The organism is Arthrobacter sp. YA7-1 (assembly GCF_025960325.1).
Classification (GTDB): Bacteria; Actinomycetota; Actinomycetes; order Actinomycetales; family Micrococcaceae; genus Arthrobacter; species Arthrobacter bambusae_A.
Map to the genome: position 1 here is coordinate 1,511,421 of NZ_CP110114.1, position 16,946 is coordinate 1,528,366.

At 64.8% G+C, this 16,946-nt stretch carries 16 protein-coding genes; 15 read left to right on the forward strand and 1 reads right to left on the reverse strand.

All coding sequences use genetic code 11. The features are described from left to right. The first annotated feature begins 18 nt into the window (after nucleotides 1–18). The 6 genes from rimP to OIT41_RS07090 all read left to right on the forward strand — a co-directional run bounded on the left by rimP (nucleotide 19) and on the right by OIT41_RS07090 (nucleotide 6,589). Complete coding sequence (rimP, locus tag OIT41_RS07065; RefSeq protein ID WP_078105701.1) at nucleotides 19–642, forward strand: ribosome maturation factor RimP; 624 nt, start codon at nucleotides 19–21, stop codon at nucleotides 640–642. Next, the gene (nusA, locus tag OIT41_RS07070) at nucleotides 642–1,622 is read left to right on the forward strand and encodes a transcription termination factor NusA (protein WP_078105700.1); all 981 of its coding nucleotides are present in this window, start codon (nucleotides 642–644) and stop codon (nucleotides 1,620–1,622) included. The genes rimP and nusA overlap by 1 nt, the downstream gene beginning before the upstream one ends. 224 nt (nucleotides 1,623–1,846) lie before the next feature. After that, nucleotides 1,847–2,188, forward strand: a complete 342-nt coding sequence (locus OIT41_RS07075; RefSeq protein ID WP_171983387.1) for a YlxR family protein — start codon at nucleotides 1,847–1,849, stop codon at nucleotides 2,186–2,188. 152 nt (nucleotides 2,189–2,340) lie between these two features. After that, on the forward strand, nucleotides 2,341–5,178 hold the full coding sequence (infB, locus tag OIT41_RS07080; protein ID WP_264637654.1) for a translation initiation factor IF-2: 2,838 nt from the start codon (nucleotides 2,341–2,343) through the stop codon (nucleotides 5,176–5,178). A 298-nt stretch (nucleotides 5,179–5,476) separates the two neighbouring features. Beyond that, nucleotides 5,477–5,986 carry a 30S ribosome-binding factor RbfA gene (gene rbfA, locus OIT41_RS07085; RefSeq protein ID WP_078105698.1) on the forward strand — a complete coding sequence of 170 codons (510 nt, stop codon included), beginning with the start codon at nucleotides 5,477–5,479 and terminating at the stop codon, nucleotides 5,984–5,986. A 117-nt stretch (nucleotides 5,987–6,103) separates the two neighbouring features. After that, on the forward strand, nucleotides 6,104–6,589 hold the full coding sequence (locus OIT41_RS07090) for a nucleoside deaminase (protein WP_241708776.1): 486 nt from the start codon (nucleotides 6,104–6,106) through the stop codon (nucleotides 6,587–6,589). A gap of 3 nt (nucleotides 6,590–6,592) precedes the next feature. Here OIT41_RS07090 and OIT41_RS07095 read toward each other — a convergent pair whose 3' ends face one another. Further along, nucleotides 6,593–7,747, reverse strand: a complete 1,155-nt coding sequence (locus tag OIT41_RS07095) for a pyridoxal phosphate-dependent aminotransferase (RefSeq protein WP_264637655.1) — start codon at nucleotides 7,745–7,747, stop codon at nucleotides 6,593–6,595. Nucleotides 7,748–7,833: 86 nt separating this feature from the next. On the opposite strand from OIT41_RS07095, the gene truB reads away from it, so the two are divergent. The 9 genes from truB to OIT41_RS07140 all read left to right on the forward strand — a co-directional run bounded on the left by truB (nucleotide 7,834) and on the right by OIT41_RS07140 (nucleotide 16,941). Beyond that, nucleotides 7,834–8,754, forward strand: coding sequence for a tRNA pseudouridine(55) synthase TruB (gene truB, locus OIT41_RS07100; protein WP_241708780.1), 921 nt, complete (start codon nucleotides 7,834–7,836; stop codon nucleotides 8,752–8,754). A gap of 2 nt (nucleotides 8,755–8,756) precedes the next feature. Next, the gene (locus OIT41_RS07105) at nucleotides 8,757–9,110 is read left to right on the forward strand and encodes a hypothetical protein (RefSeq protein ID WP_241708782.1); all 354 of its coding nucleotides are present in this window, start codon (nucleotides 8,757–8,759) and stop codon (nucleotides 9,108–9,110) included. Nucleotides 9,111–9,112: 2 nt separating this feature from the next. After that, nucleotides 9,113–9,562 (forward strand): hypothetical protein, encoded by a 450-nt coding sequence (locus tag OIT41_RS07110; protein ID WP_078105693.1) that lies wholly within the window; start codon nucleotides 9,113–9,115, stop codon nucleotides 9,560–9,562. 117 nt (nucleotides 9,563–9,679) lie between these two features. After that, nucleotides 9,680–10,663, forward strand: coding sequence for a bifunctional riboflavin kinase/FAD synthetase (locus OIT41_RS07115; protein WP_264637656.1), 984 nt, complete (start codon nucleotides 9,680–9,682; stop codon nucleotides 10,661–10,663). A gap of 9 nt (nucleotides 10,664–10,672) precedes the next feature. Continuing rightward, complete coding sequence (gene kynA / locus OIT41_RS07120) at nucleotides 10,673–11,527, forward strand: tryptophan 2,3-dioxygenase (protein ID WP_264637657.1); 855 nt, start codon at nucleotides 10,673–10,675, stop codon at nucleotides 11,525–11,527. A 188-nt stretch (nucleotides 11,528–11,715) separates the two neighbouring features. Further along, complete coding sequence (gene rpsO, locus OIT41_RS07125) at nucleotides 11,716–11,985, forward strand: 30S ribosomal protein S15 (RefSeq protein WP_028266602.1); 270 nt, start codon at nucleotides 11,716–11,718, stop codon at nucleotides 11,983–11,985. A gap of 253 nt (nucleotides 11,986–12,238) precedes the next feature. Then, entirely contained in the window at nucleotides 12,239–14,491 is a 2,253-nt protein-coding gene (locus tag OIT41_RS07130; RefSeq protein ID WP_264637658.1) for a polyribonucleotide nucleotidyltransferase, read from the forward strand. A gap of 153 nt (nucleotides 14,492–14,644) precedes the next feature. Beyond that, on the forward strand, nucleotides 14,645–15,988 hold the full coding sequence (locus OIT41_RS07135) for a M16 family metallopeptidase (protein WP_264637659.1): 1,344 nt from the start codon (nucleotides 14,645–14,647) through the stop codon (nucleotides 15,986–15,988). 491 nt (nucleotides 15,989–16,479) lie between these two features. Continuing rightward, entirely contained in the window at nucleotides 16,480–16,941 is a 462-nt protein-coding gene (locus tag OIT41_RS07140) for a DUF1579 family protein (RefSeq protein ID WP_241708790.1), read from the forward strand. The last annotated feature ends 5 nt before the right edge of the window (nucleotides 16,942–16,946 follow it).

A 16,946-nucleotide genomic window follows, 5' to 3' on the forward strand; every position in this document is an offset into this window, starting at 1 on the left:
TCGGGAGGCGGCTGGCCAGTGAGTCATTCGGAAGCCACGACTTCAACAGACCAGGCTGGAACGGATCCGACGAGTCCGGCACAACACGAGGTCCGCAACCCCGAGGAGAGCAGGCTGAAGGCGCTTCTGGAGCCTGCTGTCCTGGCAAGCCGGCTCTACCTTGAGGATGTTGCCATCCAGGTTGCCGGTTCGCACCGGGTAGTCCACGTGGTCATCGACCTGCCCCAGGAGGAAACCGGGGGCGTCAGCCTGGACGTCATCGCTGAAATCTCCAGGGCCCTTTCGGACATCCTTGACAACGATCCCCGCACCGACGGCCGCCCCTACGACCTTGAGGTCTCCTCGCCCGGCGTCGGACGGCCACTCACCGAGCCCCGCCACTGGCACCGGGCACGCGGACGCATGGTCAAAGTCAACGTGATCCAGGGCGAGAACCTGACAGGCCGGATCCAGTCCGTCGACGACGACGGCGTCACACTGGTTCCCGAGCAAGAGGTCAAGAAGGGCATGAAGCCCAAGCAGGGCGAACCCGTGAAAATTCCTTTCGACAGGATCCGCCAAGGAAAAGTCGAGATAGAGTTCAGCCACCTCAACGAGGCCGTGCTGGAAGACGAGTACAACGGACCTTCCGAGGAGGCCTAATGGATATTGACATGAGTGCGCTGAGACTCCTGGAGCGTGAGCGTGAAATCCCGCTGGACCTCCTGATTCCCACCATCGAGCAGGCGCTCCTGGTGGCCTACCACAAGACCCCGGGCGCTTTCGAAAAGGCCCGCGCCGAGCTGGACCGCAAGAGCGGGCACGTGACCATTTGGGCCACGGAAATCGACGACGACGGCGAAGCCATCGGCGAGTTCGAGGACACTCCTGCGGGCTTCGGCCGCATCGCGGCGAGCACCGCGCGGCAGATCATCCTGCAGCGCCTGCGCGACGTCGAGGACGACAACGTCCTCGGCGAATTCAAGGGCCGTGAAGGTGAGCTTGTCGCCGGCCTGATCCAGCAGGGCAACAACCCGCACATGATCCAGGTGAACCTCGGTTCCGTGGAAGCCTTGCTGCCGCCGCCCGAGCAGGTGCCGGGGGAGAAGTACACCCACGGGAACCGGCTGCGTGCGTTTGTGGTGGACGTCCACCGCGGCGCCAAGGGACCCTCCATCACACTGTCGCGTTCACACCCGGGCCTCGTCCGGAAGCTTTTCGAGCTGGAGGTCCCGGAGATCGCGGACCGTTCCGTCGAGATCGTGGCGCTGGCGCGCGAAGCGGGCCACAGGACCAAGATGGCAGTCAAAGCCAACACCCCCGGTATCAACGCCAAGGGTGCGTGCATTGGTGAAATGGGCTCCCGCGTCCGCGCAGTCATGACTGAACTCAACGACGAAAAGATCGACATCGTCGACTTCAGCGAAGACCCGGCGACCTTCATCGCCAACTCCCTTTCGCCGTCGCGCGTGAATTCCGTCACTATCACCGACGAAGCCACGCGCTCCGCCCGGGTGGTTGTTCCCGACTACCAGCTGTCCCTCGCCATCGGCAAGGAAGGCCAGAACGCCCGCCTCGCAGCCAAGCTGACCGGCTGGCGGATCGACATCGTCTCTGACGCCACTCCGGCCAAGGGCAACTAAATACCCCAAACCGTACCCGGCCCCGGATCCACGCACCTTGTGGATTCGGTGGCCGGGCCCTCGGGGGCTTAGAATAGATGGAACCGGGCCTATGCCCGGTATCCGTGCGCTTTGGCGTGCTCGCGACTTGTGGGGACAACAATCCCAACAAGGCAAGGGCCCGCGCCGGGCAAAGCAGAACCGCAGAAGACAGGTAAAGACACTGAGGCAGGTTGATACACCCAGTGACTGAACTGCTTCACACCAGGCACCAGCCTGTGCGCACCTGCATCGGATGCCGGAAACAAGGCAAGCGGAGCGAGTTGATCCGGCTTGTCGCCGAAGGCGGCGGGTCACCCGTCGTCCTGGTGGATGAACGACGCCGGATGGCTGGCCGGGGTGCGTGGCTGCACCCCAGCACCACATGCCTGGCGTTGGCAAGCAAACGGCGTGCTTTCTCAAGGGCCCTCGCGGGCGCAAGCGAAGTCACCGCCGTCGAAAGCTACCTGGCGGCAGTCATACCCCCTGCGGACACCCCCGTGAAAGCAGGAAAACCGTCCAAACCTGAAAGCGGGTCAGAAAACTGATGGAAACCCGATGAGTTCCCAGCGATGAGTGCGCAACGATGACAATTTTGTTGCGCTCTGCACAGGGCCTATCCGCCGCGTTCGTGGCAGGGGCCCGCAGTAAGAATTAGACGGTTCGTGCCTGGCTCGGTGCGGACCGAGACAGGAGAAATGTGGCCAAGGTCCGCGTACATGAGCTCGCCAAAGAGCTCGGTATTACTTCCAAAGATGCAGTGACGAAACTGCAGGAATTGGGCGAATTCGTTCGCTCCGCCTCGTCGACAATCGAGGCACCGGTCGTGAAGAAGCTTCGCGACGCCTACCCCGGCGCCAGCGCTGCAAAGGCGGCTGCCCCGGCAGCACCTCGCGTTGGAGCACCCGCTGCGCCTGCTGCACCCGCAGCATCCCGCCCTGCTCCGGGCCCCGCTGCGCCCAAGGCTCCGGTTCCCGCCCCCAAGGCTGAAACCCCCGCCCCGGCAGCGCCCGCGGCTCCCGCAGCTACGGCAAGCCCTGTTTCCGCCAAGCCGGGTGCCCGTCCGGCCCCCAAGGCCGAAGCCCCTGCCCCGGCACGTCCGGGCAGCCAGGCTCCGCGGCCCGGTGGCCCCCGTCCGGGCAACAACCCGTTCGCGACCTCGCAGGGCATGCCCCGCGGCCGTGGCGACGGCGAGCGTCCTCCCCGTCCGGGCAACAACCCCTTCGCAACTTCGCAGGGCATGCCGCGTTCCGGTGGCCGCACTGACGGCGAACGTCCCGGCGGTCCGCGTCCCGCGGCCGGCGCAGGCGGTCCCCGCCCCGCAGCCGGTTCCGGTGGTCCGCGTCCGGGTGCTCCGCGCCCCGGCGCTCCCCGTCCGGGCGCTCCGCGTCCCGCGGGCGGCCCCGCAGGAAACCGTCCCAGCCCGGGCATGATGCCCAACCGCACCGAGCGTCCCGCCCCCGGTGGCGCAGGCCGCCCGGGTGGCGCTGGCCGTCCCGGTGGCGGCCCCGGCCGTCCGGGCGGCGCTCCTGGCGCAGGCACCGGTGGCGGAGCTCCCGCCGGCGGTGGCTTCGGCAAGGGCGGCCGCGGACGCGGCGGTACCCAAGGTGCCTTCGGCAAGGGTGGCGCAGGACGCGGCAAGCAGCGCAAGTCGAAGCGTGCAAAGCGTCAGGAACTGGAGCAGATGAGTGCTCCGTCGCTGGGTGGCGTATCCGTACCCCGCGGCGACGGCAGCACCGTGGTCCGCCTCCGTCGAGGCTCGTCCATCACGGACTTCGCCGACAAGATCGAGGCAAACCCCGCCGCACTGGTGACCGTGCTGTTCCACCTTGGTGAGATGGCAACGGCTACCCAGTCGCTGGACGAAGACACCTTCGGCCTGCTCGGCGCCGAACTTGGCTACAAGGTACAGGTCGTCTCTCCGGAAGACGAAGAGCGCGAGCTCCTCGACTCCTTCGACATCGATCTCGATGCCGAACTGGAAGCCGAAGGCGACGACGTCCTCGAACCGCGTCCCCCGGTTGTCACCGTCATGGGTCACGTTGACCACGGTAAGACCCGACTGCTCGACGCCATCCGGAAGACCAACGTGGTTGCCGGCGAACACGGCGGCATCACGCAGCACATCGGTGCCTACCAGATCAGCCACGTCCACGAAGGCACTCCGCGCGACATCACCTTCATTGACACCCCCGGTCACGAGGCGTTCACCGCCATGCGTGCACGTGGTGCCAAGGTCACCGACATCGCCATCCTGGTTGTCGCAGCCGACGACGGCGTCATGCCGCAGACGGTGGAAGCACTCAACCACGCACAAGCGGCCAACGTGCCGATCGTCGTCGCGGTCAACAAGATCGACAAGGATGGCGCGAACCCGGACAAGGTCAAGGGCCAGCTCACCGAGTACGGCCTGGTTCCCGAGGAATACGGTGGCGACACCATGTTCGTTGAGGTTTCTGCCCGCCAGAACATCAACATCGACGAACTGATCGACGCCGTCCTGCTGACCGCAGACGCCGCTTTGGACCTGCGCGCAAACCCGGACAAGGACGCTCGAGGCATTGCCATCGAAGCGAACCTGGACAAGGGCCGCGGTTCCGTGGCCACCGTCCTGGTCCAGTCCGGTACCCTGGCCGTCGGTGACACGATCGTGGCCGGTACGGCCCACGGCCGCGTCCGTGCCATGTTCGACGAAGACGGCAACGCCCTCGACGTCGCGCTCCCGTCCCGTCCGGTCCAGGTCCTGGGTCTGTCCAACGTACCGCGTGCAGGCGACACCTTCCTGGTGACCTCCGACGAGCGTACGGCCCGCCAGATCGCTGAAAAGCGCGAGGCAGCCGACCGCAACGCGGCACTGGCCAAGCGCCGCAAGCGCATCAGCCTCGAGGACTTCGACAAGGCTGTGGCCGAAGGCAAGATCGACACCCTCAACCTCATCCTCAAGGGTGACGTTTCCGGTGCGGTCGAAGCCCTCGAAGACGCCCTGCTCAAGATCGACGTCGGCGACGAAGACGTTCAACTGCGCGTTATCCACCGCGGTGTGGGTGCCATCACGCAGAACGACGTCAACCTCGCCACGGTGGACAACGCCATCATCATCGGCTTCAACGTCAAGCCCGCCGAGCGGGTGGCTGAACTGGCCGATCGTGAAGGCGTGGACATGCGCTTCTACTCCGTCATCTACTCGGCAATCGATGACATCGAGCTGGCCCTCAAGGGCATGCTCAAGCCGGAGTACGAGGAAGTCCAGCTCGGTACCGCCGAGGTCCGCGAAGTCTTCCGTTCTTCCAAGTTCGGAAACATCGCCGGTTCCATCGTGCGCTCGGGCATCATCCGCCGTAACACGAAGGCACGCGTCAGCCGCGATGGCAAGGTCATCGGTGACAACCTCACCGTTGAGACGCTCAAGCGCTTCAAGGACGACGCCACCGAGGTCCGTACGGACTTCGAGTGTGGTATCGGTCTTGGCTCGTACAACGACATCAACGAAGGTGACATCATCGAGACCTTCGAGATGCGCGAAAAGCCGCGCGTCTAAAGTCGAAAAATAGAGGGCGGGGCCGTTGGATTCTTCCGGCGGCCCCGGCCCTTTCCGCCGATATGGGGGCCCCGCCCCTACGCTGGGTGGCTGACGTCTTGCGACGTCAGCCACCCAGCTCCGGCAGCGGTGGCAGCCTTCCCAATGCTCGCAAGCTCGCATCGGGTCCCTCGGCTGTCACCTTAGATGCCACTCCCGGGCCCCCATATCGGCTCCAAACGGCCGCCGGGAAACCCGACGGTTCCGTCGTAAACTCGCCTTAGAGCGTGGCTAAGTTTTCTATATCCAGGAGGATGTCATGGCTGATCCGGCACGCGCTGCCAAGTTGGCGCAGCGGATTAAGGTTGTTGTTGCTGAGGCACTGGGCCGGAGGATCAAGGATCCTCGGGTTGAGGGAATCACTATCACCGATGCCCGCGTCACCAATGATCTTCAGCACGCCACCGTGTACTACACCGTCTTCGGTGACGAAGTTGCCCAGGCCGATGCTGCCAGGGCACTTGAGAAGGCCAAGGGTGTTTTGCGCCAGGAAGTGGGCCGCAACATCACCGTGCGGCTGACTCCCACCTTGGAATTCGTTGCCGACCTCATTCCGGTCAACGCCTCGAACCTTGAGGAGCTGCTGCGCACCGCCAAGCAGCGCGACGCCGAGGTGGCAGCGCTGGCCGCCGGCGCCAAGCACGCAGGCGATGCTGACCCATACAAGAGCGATGCCCCGCAGGATGCGGACATCGACGAAGACGATTTTGACGAAGAAGACATCGACCTCCGAGCCGATGAAGACATCGATGAAGACGGCGGCAAGTAGCCCAGCGCTTCCCGGGCAGGGCCGGATCCGCAACTCTCACGAGCTGCCGGATCCGGCCCTGCTTGTTTAACCGTGAAAAACCGGGCCAAAATGACGGGTCGTCGCTAAGATCGGAGCATGGCGGCGCACGATGCAGCTCAGAGTCCAGAAGGCTACCTTGAGCACGCCGTGCGGCTCGCGGTGCAAAACGTGGCCGACGGCGGCGGCCCTTTCGGTGCCGTCGTGGTCACCCCGGACGGACGGATCCATGACGGCGTCAACCGGGTCACCCGCGACAACGACCCCACAGCGCACGCCGAAGTGGTGGCCATCCGGCGGGCCGCGTCCGAACTGGGAAGCTTCGACCTCAGCGGCTCGGTGCTCTACTCAAGCTGCGAACCGTGCCCTTTGTGCCTCTCGGCCGCACTCTGGGGCAGGGTCAGCCGCGTCTACTTTGCCGCGGACCGGCACGGGGCCGCGGCCGCAGGCTTCGACGATGCGGTGTTCTACGAATACTTCGACGGCAACAGGCCTGAACTGCTGCCCGTCCAACATCAGGAGGTCCCTGCCTCCGACGCTCCTTTCGACGCCTGGCGCGGGCACAAGAACCGGACCAAATACTGAGGTTCAGGACCGTGCCGGAAGCCGACCGACGCCGTCGAGCAGCTGCTGGTGGTCTCCGCACAAAGCGATCCTGATCCACCCCTCGCCGATGGAACCGAACGCGGTGCCCGGCGCCACGGCCACTCCGGCCTCCGCCAGGAATTGGCGCACCCACGCACGCACGTTTCCGCCGCTCACATGGGAGACATCCGCCCAGAGATAGAAAGCGCCCTGGGCGCCCAAGTAGGGAATGCCCTTGTCCGCTAGCAGCGCCGAGGCGGCGTCGCGGTTGGAACGGTAATGCTCCCGGGCGGTGACCACATAGTCCTGCGGGCCGGTCAGCGCCGCGACGGCGGCGTACTGGGAGGGCGAAGCCACGCAGGAAACGATCGCTTCCATGACGTTGTTCATCTTCCGTTCCAGGCCCGGCGGGCAAATGAGCGCACCGATCCGCAGCCCGGTCAGCCCGTACGTTTTGGACAAGGTCAGGGAGGTGAAGACGCGGGCCTCGCCGGGAACAGCGCTGTCGAAGCGGGCAGGACTCGTGTGTTGAACATCGAAGGTGAAGGCTTCGTAGCATTCGTCCGAAATGATCCACAGATCGTGCTTGACGGCCAATTCCACGAGCTGGCGCGTCGCTTCCTCGCAGATCACCGCGCCCAGGGGGTTGGACGGCGAATTCAGGACCAAAACCTTGGTGCGCGGCGTGATGAGTGCCTCGATGTCCTCGATGCGGGGCTGGAACTCGTGCTCGGGGTAGAGCGGATACTGCACCGCGACAGCGTGCAGCAAATGGCTCGTCATGGCAAAGGTGGGATAGCCCGGATTGGGAATCAGGATCTCGTCGCCGGGGGAGAGGAGCAGGCTCATGGCGAAGTGCAGTCCCTGCTGGGCTCCGTCCACGACGTACACGCGCTCCGCCCCAACGTCCACCTTGTTGTGGGCACGGAAGCGGGCGGCAAACGCCTCACGCAAGGCCGGGATCCCGGCATTGGGGGTGTAATTGGTCTCGTCCCTGTCCAGGCACGCGATCCCCGCGTCCAGGATGTGCCGGGGCAGCGCGAAGCCGGGCTCGCCGATGCTGAGGACAATCGCCCCGGGAGTGCTCCACGCGGCCTCGGTGATTTCGCGGATCTGGTTCACGGGCACTGCGCGGACGTGTGCGGCAAGCTCAGGCATGGGAGCCATCTTAGCCGCGGTCCCGGGCCGTTCACGGAAGCTGCGCGCAGCGGGATGCATGCTCCGGCGCGGATATACTGGGAGGCGTGCTTTCTGGACTGGTAATCGTTGACAAGCCGCAAGGATGGACCAGCCACGATGTGGTTGGACGGATGCGGCGACTGGCCGGTACCCGGAAAGTGGGCCATGCGGGGACCCTGGACCCCATGGCCACCGGGGTGCTTGTGCTTGGCATCAACAAGGCGACACGGCTGCTGACGTACATCGTGGGCACCTCCAAGACGTACTCCGCCACCATCCGGCTCGGCGAATCAACCATCACGGACGATGCCGAAGGCGACATCACCGAAAGCCGCAGCGCCGCCGGAGTCACCGAGGACGCCATCCGTGCCGGCGTCGCGCAGCTCAGCGGCGAGATCCAGCAGGTTCCCAGCAGCGTCAGCGCCATCAAGGTCAACGGCGAACGGTCCTACGCGCGCGTCCGTTCCGGGCAAGAGGTCAAGCTCGCCGCCCGGCCCGTGACCATCCACCGTTTCGAGATCCACGCCATCCGGAGGGTCGACGACGGCAGGTTGGTGGACATCGATGTGACCGTCGAGTGCTCCTCGGGCACGTACATCCGAGCCCTGGCCCGCGACCTGGGCGAGGCCCTCGGCGTCGGGGGCCATCTCACAGCGCTTCGCCGGACGCATGTGGGACCGTATTCCCTGGAGCAGGCCCGGACCCTCGAACAGCTTGCCGAGGAACTGGACGTCCTCGACATGTCCGCCGCCGCCCGCGCCCTCATGCCCAACCGGGAGCTGAGCGAGGCCGAAACCACCGAGATCTCCTTTGGCCGCAGGATCGCCGCGGGACCTGCTGCAGGCACCGCCGATGCGGCCACCACCGAAAACCCGGCTGCCGCGTTCTCGCCGTCCGGCGAGCTGGTGGCGTTGTTGGCCGATGCCGGGAGTTTCGCCAAACCCGTCCTCGTGTTCGCCCCCGACAACGAAAAGCAGGTGCATTAGCCATGGACGGATATTTCTACGCCGTCCTGATAGTGGGCTTGCTGTCCTCCATCATTTGCGTCGTGGCGGGCATCATGAAGAAGGCCCCCAACGACGTCACCATACTGTCCGTCGCCGCCGTCGAACTCGTCCTGCTGGTCTATCTGGTGGGATCGATCATCCGCGTGGCGACGGGTGAAAAGATTGCAGGGGAGCCCTGGGAATTCTGGGGCTACATCATCACGGCACTCATACTCCCTGTCGTCGCGGTGTACTGGTCCATCCTGGAACGGACCCGTTGGAGCAATTTCGTCATGGGCGCCGTGGGCGTCACCGCATTGGTCATGGCGGCCCGCATGAACCAGATTTGGTACTGACATTGGAAGAAGCACACGAAGTGACTGTTGAAAGCACCGAGAAAAAGAACCGGGACACCCGCAACACCGGGCCCGGGAGGCTGCTGATCGCGGTCTACGCGGTTTTCGCGATCTCGGCCACGGCCCGCGCAGGCTATCAGATCTTGACCAAGTTCTCGGACGCTCCCTTGGCCCACATCCTCTCGGCCTTCGCCGCAGTGGTGTACATCGTGGCCACGGTGTCCCTCGCGAAGCCGGGCCGCGCGTGGTTCAAGGTGTCGCTGGCAGCCGTCCTCGTGGAGATGCTCGGGGTGGTGGTGGTTGGTGCCATCAGCCTTTTCGATCCTGTGGCCTTCCCGCATGACACCGTGTGGTCGCTGTTCGGACGTGGATACGGCTTCGTGCCGTTGATCCTGCCGGTCCTGGGCCTGCTGTGGCTCTACCGCCGCCGCCCGGCACCGCTCCCGCAGTAGGAATCGAGGCTCCGCAGCCCGCGCATGCCAGCCACGGGATAGCGGGTAACCTTAGAGAATTCCGGCGCCGGACGAGGCGCCGGGCATAGCGAATACCAGCAGTAAAAGGCGAGGTTGATGGTCCACATCTGGAACGATCCCACCGAGGTCCCCGAGGATTTCGGTCCCAGCGTCGTGACCATCGGCAACTTCGACGGTGTCCATCGCGGACACCAGCAGGTGCTGACCCAACTGTTGCGCACCGCGGAGCAGCACGGCGCGCGGTCCGTCGTCGTGACGTTCGATCCCCACCCGGCGCTGGTCCACCGGCCGGACTCCGCACCGGAGCTCCTGATGGGGCTGCAGGACAAGCTCGATGCCCTGGCCGACACGGGCGTGGACGCTGTCCTCGTCATGAAATACAACCTCACCCTGGCGGCCATGACTCCGGAGGAATTCGTCGTCAACGTCCTGCTGGAGGGGCTTCACGCGGCTCACGTTGTGGTGGGCCATGACCTCCGTTTCGGTGTGGGAAATTCCGGCGACGTCGGCACCATGCAGGAACTGGGCAAGGAACTGGGGTTCGGCGTCCACGTCGTCAATGAGTTCGGCGCGGAGGGCTTTCCAGTGCACGACGACGGCGGCACGGACCGCCGCTGTTCCTCCACCTGGGTGCGCGAGGCCCTTGCCGAAGGCGACGTCGAGACCGCGGCCGCCGTCCTCGGCCGCCCGCACAGGATGCGCGGCGAAGTGGTCCACGGCGCCGCGCGGGGACGCGCCCTGGGCTTTCCCACGGCGAACCTGGACCACGGCTCCACGGGCTACGTCCCCGCGGATGGAATCTACGCCGGCTGGCTCGTGGACGAATCCGGAACCCGCTGGCCCGCCGCGATTTCGGTCGGTTCCAATCCGACGTTCGACGGCGTGAGCCGCCAAGTGGAAGCCCACGTGATCGACCGCCCGGAGGAAGCCGTGGAGGACTTCAACCTCTACGGCCAAACCGTCGTGGTGGAATTCACGGCCAGGCTGCGGGGCATGGTGGCCTACCGCGGACCCGAGGCCCTGGTAGAGCAGATGCGCCTGGACGTCGTCCAGGCCCACGACCTTTTGCTGAGCAAGTAGCCCCGCGCCGTGAGCGTTGAGAAGAACACCCGGCCTCTCGACGAAGGCATCGTCCAGGATTTCAGCTCACGCATGAGCTACGGCTCCTACCTGCAGCTGCCCTTGCTGCTCAGCGCCCAGCAACCCGTCAGCCGACCGGAACACCATGACGAGCTCCTGTTCATCATCCAGCACCAGACCACCGAGCTCTGGCTGAAGCTGGTCCTGCACGAGCTCCGGAGCGCGGCCGCCTGGCTCCGCCAGGACGACCTCGGCTCCGCACTCAAGGCCATCGCACGGGTCAAGCACATCCAGAAGACACTCACCGAGCAATGGTCTGTGCTCGCGACGCTCACACCCGCCGAGTACTCCCAGTTCCGGGGCTTCCTGGGCAATGCGTCCGGCTTCCAGTCGAGCCAGTACCGCGCCGTCGAGTTCATCCTCGGCAATAAGAACGCCAAGATATTGCCGGTGTTCGACTCGGATCCGGAGTCCAGGACCGTGCTGGAGGAGCTCCTGCACGCTCCGAGCATCTACGACGAGTTCCTGGCCTACCTGGACCGGCACGGCTACGACGTTCCGCGGTCCGTCCTGGACCGGGACGTCACCGTGGCCCACGAGTTCGCCCCGGAGCTCTTGCCCCTTTTCAAGCACATCTACGAACATGCCGCGGACAATTGGGCGGCGTACGAAGCGTGTGAGGAACTGGTGGACCTGGAAGACAACTTCCAACTGTGGCGCTTCCGGCACCTCCGCACGGTGCAGCGGACCATCGGCATGAAGACCGGAACCGGAGGCTCGAGCGGTGTTTCCTTCCTGAAGAAGGCGCTTGATTTGACGTTCTTCCCGGAGCTTTTCGCCGTCCGGACCGAGATCGGCCAGTGAGCGGACCCTGGCTTTGATGAGGCTCACACCGCAGCTTTCGACAACATTGCCGGGCTGCCGGTAAACTGAGAGATGGATCCGGCTGCAGTCCGTGGCGGCTGGACCTGTTTTGTGTGCGGTCATTGGCACATCACAACCCGGCAGCGAGGCGCTGAATCGGGACGCACGGCACAACTCTAGGAGTTCACGTGGCACTTGAAGCCGCTGTTAAGCAGTCCATCATCGAGGCATACGCAACGTCCAAGGGCGACACTGGTTCGCCGGAGGTTCAGATTGCAGTCCTGACTCAGCGGATCAAGGATCTGACTGAGCACATGAAGGAGCACAAGCACGACTTCCACACCCAGCGCGGTCTGCTGGCCATGGTTGGTCGTCGCAAGCGCATGCTGGGCTACCTCAAGAAGACTGACATTGCCCGCTACCGTGCGCTCATCGAGCGTCTCGGCCTGCGCCGCTAGTTTGACTTCGGGCGGCCCGATCCTCCGCGGAACGGGCCGCCTTTTCTCCATAACTAAATCCAACACTTAACAGGAGTTCAACCGCATCGCGCATTCGCGGTCTTCGGTAGTGATCCCCGGGAAAGCTTTCCATAATGAAGGCGCAGCCCGTGGGTCTCGATCGATGACCGGGTGTCGTACAGGCCAGGAAAAGACGCTGGCCTGGGTCGATGCGGGAGGACTTCCGCTAAACAAGAAACGGAGGTGACTCTCAATGGAGGGTCCCGAAATCCAGTTCTCAGAAACCATCATCGACAACGGCCGCTTCGGCAAGCGTGTAATCCGCTTCGAAACCGGCCGCCTCGCCAAGCAGGCAGCCGGCGCCGCGATGGTCTACATCGACGAAGACACTGCGCTGCTGTCCGCAACCACCGCAGGCAAGTCCCCGCGTGAAGGCTTCGACTTCTTCCCGCTGACTGTCGACGTCGAAGAGCGCATGTACGCAGCCGGCCGCATCCCGGGCTCGTTCTTCCGCCGCGAAGGCCGCCCGTCCACCGAAGCCATCCTGGCCTGCCGCCTCATGGACCGCCCGCTGCGCCCCGCGTTCGTCAAGGGCCTGCGCAACGAGGTCCAGATCGTCGTCACCGTCCTGGCGATCAACCCGGACGAGCTCTACGACGTCGTGGCCATCAACGCCTCGTCCATGTCCACCCAGCTCTCCGGCCTCCCGTTCTCCGGCCCGATCGGCGGCGTCCGCGTTGCCCTCATCGCCGACGAACAGGGCACCGAGTGGGTTGCCTTCCCGAAGCACTCCCAGCTTGAGAACGCCGTCTTCAACATGGTTGTTGCCGGCCGCATCGCGGGCGACGACGTCGCCATCATGATGGTTGAAGCCGAAGCCACGGACAACTCCTGGAACCTCATCAAGGAACAGGGCGCCACCGCTCCCACCGAAGAGGTCGTTTCCGAAGGCCTCGAGGCCGCCAAGCCGTTCATCAAGGCACTCTGCGAGGCCCAGGCTGACCTGGCCGCCCGCGCCGCCAAGCCGACCGTTGAATTCCCGGTCTTCCTGGACTACCAGGACGACGTCTACGCCGCTGTTGAAGCCGCCGCTGCCGAGAAGCTCGCTGCTGTTTTCCAGATCGCCGACAAGCAGGACCGCGACAACGCCTCCGACGAACTCAAGGACGAAGTCCTTGGCGCCCTCGCCGGCGAGTTCGACGGCCGCGAAAAGGAACTTTCCGCAGCCTTCCGCGCCTTGACCAAGCAGGTTGTCCGCCAGCGCATCCTCAAGGACCAGATCCGGATCGACGGCCGTGGCCTGACGGACATCCGCCAGCTGACCGCCGAGGTAGAGGTCCTGCCCCGCGTTCACGGTTCCGCCATCTTCGAGCGCGGCGAGACCCAGATCATGGGTGTCACCACGCTGAACATGCTCAAGATGGAACAGCAGATCGACTCGCTGTCTCCCGTCACGCGCAAGCGCTACATGCACAACTACAACTTCCCGCCGTACTCCACCGGTGAAACCGGCCGCGTCGGCTCCCCGAAGCGCCGCGAAATCGGCCACGGTGCACTCGCCGAGCGCGCCCTGGTTCCGGTCCTGCCGTCCCGCGAGGAATTCCCGTACGCCATCCGCCAGGTGTCCGAGGCCCTCGGTTCCAACGGTTCGACGTCGATGGGTTCCGTCTGTGCCTCCACGCTGTCCCTGCTCAACGCAGGCGTGCCGCTGAAGGCGGCCGTTGCCGGTATCGCCATGGGCCTGGTTTCCGACCAGGTTGACGGCCAGACCCGCTACGCTGCCCTGACCGACATCCTCGGCGCCGAAGACGCTTTCGGCGACATGGACTTCAAGGTTGCGGGTACCTCCGAGTTCGTTACGGCCATCCAGCTGGACACCAAGCTCGACGGCATCCCCGCGTCGGTCCTCGCCGCAGCCCTGAAGCAAGCCCGCGAAGCCCGCCTGCACATCCTGGACGTCATCAACGCCGCGATCGACACTCCGGACGAGCTCTCCGAGTTCGCACCGCGCGTGATCGCCGTCAACATCCCTGTTGACAAGATCGGCGAGGTCATCGGCCCCAAGGGCAAGATGATCAACCAGATCCAGGAAGACACCGGCGCCGACATCTCCATCGAGGACGACGGCACCGTCTACATCGGCGCTACCAACGGTCCGTCTGCAGAAGCAGCCCGCGCCGCGATCAACGCCATCGCCAACCCGCAGATCCCGGAAATCGGTGAGCGTTACCTGGGCACGGTTGTCAAGACCACCACCTTCGGTGCGTTCGTTTCCCTGACCCCGGGCAAGGACGGCCTGCTGCACATCTCCGAGCTGCGCAAGCTCGCCAGTGGCAAGCGCGTGGACAACGTCGACGATGTCGTCTCCGTAGGCCAGAAGATCCAGGTCGAGATCACCAAGATCGACGACCGCGGCAAGCTCTCCCTCTCCCCGGTTGTGGCCGAGGAGGAAGGCGCCGCCTCGGAAGAAGCTTCCGCTGAAGAGGCTGAAGTTTCCGCCGAGTAGCCTGAACCGGCAAACACGCGGCAGGACCGGTGGACATGTCCACCGGTCCTGCCCGGTTTAACAATGAATTCCCGTCCCGGGGGCGATCCACCCGCTGGTACGATTGCAGCCAGATTTGGCACCCATGATTTCCCGCAGAACTGAAAGGTCTTGATGACTGTCGTACCCCTCCCATTGGCGCAGACCGTGCCCGGCGGCGAATTGATCCATGGTGTCGAAGGCGGCCCCGTAGTCCGGCGTTCAGTGCTTCCGGGAGGTGTCCGGGTGCTCACCGAAGCGATGCCCGGGCAGCGTTCGGCAACCATCGGATTCTGGGTGGGAGTCGGCTCCCGGGACGAGGCAGACGGGCAGCACGGCTCCACCCACTTCCTTGAACACCTCCTGTTCAAAGGCACCAAGAAGCGCACAGCCCTGGAGATCGCCTCCGCGTTCGACGAGGTCGGGGGTGAATCGAATGCCGCCACGGCGAAGGAAAGCACGTGCTACTTCGCCCGGGTGCTGGACACGGACCTTCCCATGGCCATCGACGTCATCGCCGACATGATCACCGGCGCCGTGCTGGATCCTGCGGAACTTGAACAGGAACGCGACGTGATCCTAGAGGAAATCGCCATGGACAGCGATGACCCCACCGACGTCGCACACGAAAACTTCGTGGCCGCCGTACTTGGTGTGCACCCGCTGGGTCGCCCGATCGGGGGCACTCCCGCCGCCATCAAGGCCGTGTCCCGCGATTCCGTGTGGGCACACTACCAGCGCTACTACCGGCCGGACGAAATCGTCATCACCGCCGCAGGGGGCCTGGACCACGACGTCGTATGCCGCCTCGTGCTCGATGCCTTAAGTACGGCCGGGTGGGAGCTGAAGGACACCGTTGCCCCAGTTGAGCGCCGCTCCACCGAGCGGGCGGACATTACGGGTACGGCAGGGCTGCATGTCATCAAGCGTCCCGTGGAGCAGGCCAACATCATCATGGGCTGCCCCTCGATCGTGGCCACCGACGATCGCCGCTTCGTGATGAGCGTCCTGAACGCGGTCCTGGGCGGCGGCATGTCCTCGCGCCTCTTCCAGGAGATCCGCGAAAAGCGCGGCCTCGTCTATTCCACGTATTCCTTTGCGTCCGCCTATGCGGACGCAGGCTACTTCGGCATGTACGCCGGCTGCACGCCGTCGAAAGTCAAGCAGGTTCTTGAACTCCTGGGCGCCGAACTGGACAAGCTCGCTGCGGACGGGATCACGGACGAGGAACTGCGCAAGGCCGTAGGGCAATTGTGCGGCGGAATCGTGCTGGCCCTGGAGGATACCGGTTCGCGGATGTCCCGCCTTGGCCGGGCCGAACTCGTCTCCGGCGAATTCCAGGACATCGACGAAACACTGGACCGCATCAAGGCAGTCACCGCCGAGCAGGTCCAGGAACTCGCCCGGGTGCTCGCCGAAGCCCCCCGCACCGTGACCGTCGTCGGGCCCTTCGAGGAAACCGAGACGTTCGGCATCTAAACCGCGCACGCTCCCAGGGGACATGCCCCTCGTTGGAGCCAAGGAGTGGACATAGTCCTGTTATGCCCACTCCTGGCTTGGAACAGGGGGCATGTGCCGTGGTGCACCGTGCACGCTCCCAGGGGACATGCCCCTCGTTGGAGCCAAGGAGTGGACATAGTCCTGTTATGTCCACTCCTGGATTGGAACAGGGGGCATGTGCCGTGGTGCACCGTGCACGCTCCCTAGGGGACATGCCCCTCGTTGGAGCTAAGGAGTGGACATAGTCCTGTTATGTCCAGTCGTGGCTTGGAACAGGGGGCATGTGCCGTGGTGCACCGTGCACGCTCCCGGGGGACATGTGCCTCGTTGGAGCCAAGGAGTGGACATAGTCCTGTTATGTCCACTCCTGGCTTGGAACAGGGGGCATGTCCGGGTGGGGGGAGGCTGGACGCGCCTGCTCGATCGGGAACATGATGGTGACGTATCCATCCCCTTGCGCAGGAGTCGCCATGAACGAGCCCTTGAAGAGTCCTGCACACACTGCGCTGGAGGCGTTCCTGGGGCATTGGCGGGGGAGTACCGAGCTTGCGGCCTCGCCGTGGGGACCTGCCCGGACCGCCGACGCCGAGGTGACGTTCTCACGTGCGGCAGGAGGGTATGCCTTGGTGCAAAGCTACCGGCACATTGAACCCGACGGCACCCATTTCGAAGGGCACGGTGTCTTCACGGTGGACCCGGATCATGGGGACACCATGTGGTACTACGTGGACAGCATGGGCCGGCCACCGGAAGCCCCGGCCCGCGGGCATTGGCAGGACGGCACACTGCGGCTTGAGCGCCGGAGTCCCCGGGGGACTGCGCGGCACACCTTCACGGTGGACGGCGGCGTGCTGACCCATATCGCGGAACTGAGGCTCGGGGATGCCCCGACGTTCAGCCCGTTCATGATCTCTGTCTGCAGGCGCGTCTAAGGCCT